4 protein-coding genes are annotated in these 3,601 nt (G+C 39.2%); 2 read left to right on the top strand and 2 right to left on the bottom strand.

Annotation, left to right across the window (positions count from 1 at the left end; genetic code table 11):
* The first annotated feature begins 246 nt into the window (after positions 1-246).
* Positions 247-606, top strand: coding sequence for a plasmid mobilization protein (locus ACT3RN_RS14905; RefSeq protein ID WP_444518777.1), 360 nt, complete (start codon positions 247-249; stop codon positions 604-606).
* Positions 596-1,726, top strand: a complete 1,131-nt coding sequence (locus ACT3RN_RS14910; protein WP_444518778.1) for a relaxase — start codon at positions 596-598, stop codon at positions 1,724-1,726. The genes ACT3RN_RS14905 and ACT3RN_RS14910 overlap by 11 nt, the downstream gene beginning before the upstream one ends.
* Here the strand turns inward: ACT3RN_RS14910 and ACT3RN_RS14915 are convergent.
* Complete coding sequence (locus tag ACT3RN_RS14915) at positions 1,723-2,160, bottom strand: DUF7673 family protein (protein ID WP_444518779.1); 438 nt, start codon at positions 2,158-2,160, stop codon at positions 1,723-1,725. The two genes, ACT3RN_RS14910 and ACT3RN_RS14915, sit on opposite strands and share 4 nt — an antisense overlap.
* Positions 2,161-2,271: 111 nt before the next feature.
* Positions 2,272-3,177, bottom strand: coding sequence for a replication initiation protein (locus tag ACT3RN_RS14920; protein WP_444518780.1), 906 nt, complete (start codon positions 3,175-3,177; stop codon positions 2,272-2,274).
* Between the last annotated feature and the right edge of the window lie 424 nt (positions 3,178-3,601).

Below are 3,601 nucleotides of genomic sequence, written 5' to 3' on the forward strand. Positions count from 1 at the left end.
TAGTTTGTTCTATTACCGATTAAAATCTTAACTTCTGCAAACCCAGTCAAATATAGCTATCTAGCCAAAAAATCCATGTTGTGTCAGTATAAAAAAGTAAATAAAACAGTTCATATTTTTTTAGCCAGCATTCCCTAGAGACCCCTTTTTCCGCTGCGCTACAAAATGGGTTCTAGGGTGCAGGCGAAGGGGAAACCCCCCCGACCCCCAAAAACCAAAACCGCCATTGCGCAAGGATTTCAAATTATGACTACGCATAAAAAGTACAAATTATCTGATGAGAAGATGCGAACGAATGTAACGAAAGTTCGTTTTAACGAAAGTGAATATGAGAAAGTTTTAGCGCGTCAAAGTGGAAATACTTTTGCAGGTTGGCTGCGCCAAGTTGCTCTAGACATTGTTCCAACTCATCAAGCAGATGCGGAGCTGGTACGAAATATTGGTCGTATTGGCAGTAACTTAAATCAGCTTGCGCGTTACGTTAATACTGAAAAATCGCTGGATCAAAACGTATTGAATGAGATTTCTGCTATTCGCTTGATGCTTAAACAATTAATTGATCAAAATATTGCCGATGCGATAAAGGATAATTCAGATGATCGTTAAATTTTTTAGACGTTCAAAAGAACGCGGAAGCAAGCCTATTAACTATTTTTTAGGTGCTGAGAAAGATCGCAAGTTTGCGCGAGTTTTGTCTGGAGACCCTGATATTACTGAACATTTAATCAATGCGACTAAATTTGAGAACAAATATACAAGCGGCGTATTGTCATTCGCAGAGCGTGCAGACGAGATTAGCGAAACTGATAAATTAGCAATAATGCGCAGCTTTGAAACGACATTGTTCCCAGGATTAGACCCCGACCAGTACGACATATTATGGATAGAACACAGCGATAAAGACCGTTTTGACGTTGATGCAGACGGCAAACAGATCGAAGGAACAGAGCGGAGCGGTCGTCTAGAGCTGAATTTTGTGATTCCGTGTCATGAGCTGCGCACAGGAAAGCGCTTACAGCCGTTTTACGCGGGTACAGACCTGCGCCGCGTGAATGCATGGAAAAATATTATAAATAGGGAATTAAAAACGTTGAAAGGTGATGCTGTAGCTGACCCGAACGATCCAAGACGACATAGAAAAATCAATAAATATTTAGGTTCTGCCCCGAAGCCCAGTCCGTTTGACTTAACAGCGAAAAAAGATAGCAAAAAAAGCGAGCTTGATCTCGCTGGACGTGATGAGCTGCGAGCGTCTATTCATCGTCACATGTTAGCAATGCTTAGCGAGCGCAACACTGAGCTACACGACAGAAAAGCCGTCGTGCATGAACTGACGACGGGCTTGGATCTTATTCTTGAAAACACTGCGAACAAGTCAATCACCATCTCACACCCGTTATTGCTTGATAAAAACCAAAAGCCTTTACGAATAAGACTTGAAGGCGGTATATACAATAAGGATTTCACACCTGAAAATTTTACCGCTGTAGCTAATGAGAAATACGATAACAGCCGCATTCGACGGAAAATTAAAGATGACAATAATTATGAAATCGGTATGCAGATCAAGACGGAGCAAAACAAAGAGCTATACAAAGACGCTATAGCGCCGCCACCGCTAAATATAGCTGTTAAGCCCGTTATTACTGCCGAGACGCAGCAGAAGAGCACAGAGACGCTACCAGTGCGCGATAACGCCCCCAAAAAGCATGTATATCGACCCTAATCTTCAGAGATTTCGTTTTTCATGCGTTTGAAGTCGTCTTGATACTGAGGTAAATATAAATCAATATCTTGACGATTATTCGCTGTCTGATGCTCTAAAACAAAGAGCAAAGAGGCTTTGTTTTTGCTGTCTAAGCTGTACCAATCCGACAAGTTGGCTTTGTATGCTGAGCCATTGTATAAGCTCAGCAATGTATCTCTACAAGCCCTAGCACCGCTACCGCCGCCGCGTGTAGCAAGGATTACCGTTTCGAGGTTTTTGTTAAAGTCATCGACAAAATTAGCCGAACTGTAAAAGCGATCACGCTCTATCATATCCAATGTGGCTTGAACTTCCACGTTATCTATATCATCGTTTCTACGAGTGATTGAGTAAGTGCCAACACCGTCATTGATATAGATTTTATCTTCTGTATATTCTACTGTTGGTTTCATGCTTCTGATCCTTATGGGCTGTGCCGTTGAAGCCATACCACCAGTGCTGCGCAGCGGTAGGCTGTACAAAAAATATAAAGCGAAATAGCAGCGTAGCGGAGCGATCCGCTACTATTTTAAATAATTTTCTAGGGGCTTTTCCTCAAAATCTTCGGGGTACGTAGCAATAAAATTCTTCATCTCACTTCTGAATGCGTCTCTATCGCGCTTACCCTGTCCGCTCAAACGATGATAATCATTATAATCAGCTTCGAATTGGTTTGAACGTACGATAGCACTAAGCATTTCTTCTGAAATTTTGCCTTTCTTATCTTCCAGTTTTGCTAATGATTTTTTGTGAAATCTTAATGTCATACTTACAAACGTACGTCCAACTTTGCGATATTCGACGCTAATATTAAAATCAGTGTGTTCGTTTATTTCGGCTATAGCTTTGTCTATCACAGATTCTTTAAGCTGTCCAAACTGCTTGTATTTTCCCGAAACGCCCATGACGTACCGAAAATCGTCTAATTCAAACTCTTGTTTGTATGTAAATAAGCCCGTCCAACACACAATTAATTCGTACAATCGTATCGCGTGCGTACTCGATAATTGCGATATTTCAATCAAGCGATACTTTGTAAAATTAGCTTTTAGTTCAGTCAAATAAGGAAGAATATCTTCTGCGAACGTTAGTATTACGCGCCCTTTAAATTTTTGGAATCGCACAGCGCTCACGAAATTGGTTACTAGCTTGTCTCCTTCGGCTATATGTATCGTTGCTTTACGATCTTGTAGTCGTGCGCTAACTTCACTCAAATCTCTAAATAAGTTTTTGTCGTTGCCCTTGTTGTAAAAAACATCTCTAATTTGTTCAACTGTAATAGTAAATTTTGTTTGCTTGGTAATTTCGCGTGCGCCCTCTCTGCTATCTATCTGACTAACACACGCAAGCAGCAGCTGTTTTTCTTTAGTAGTCATCGTATACGTTGCTAAAACTAAATCGTTAGACTGACTGACTATATAATTTTCCATATTCTCACCTGCTTGTTAATAACCAGTTTTAAATACTATTATAGTTAAAACAATTTTAAAAACAATATTTATTTTTATACTGTTTTCTCGCTTCATTTACTGTTTTCTCGCTTCATTTACTGTTTTCTCGCTTCATTTACTGTTTTCTCGCTTCATTTACTGTTTTTTAAGCTCGTAAGTAATTGATTTTAAAGGTTAAAAATGCTCCTTAAACAAGAGTTAAACAAGAGTTAAACAAGTTACTAAATAAAAACCCTTCTTTTACAGAACTTTTAATTTTGATTGTGGATAACTTTAGAGGATCAAACTCAAACGAACAAAGATATAAATCATTTTTTACAGTTCAAAAATACATAAAGCTAATCTTAGTACGCTATTACGTCTCTAATTGCGCTATAACGGATTAGTTTGCGTTATAACGTCT

Source organism: Psychrobacter sp. AOP5-GZ1-6 (assembly GCF_052376345.1).
Lineage (GTDB): Bacteria > Pseudomonadota > Gammaproteobacteria > Pseudomonadales > Moraxellaceae > Psychrobacter.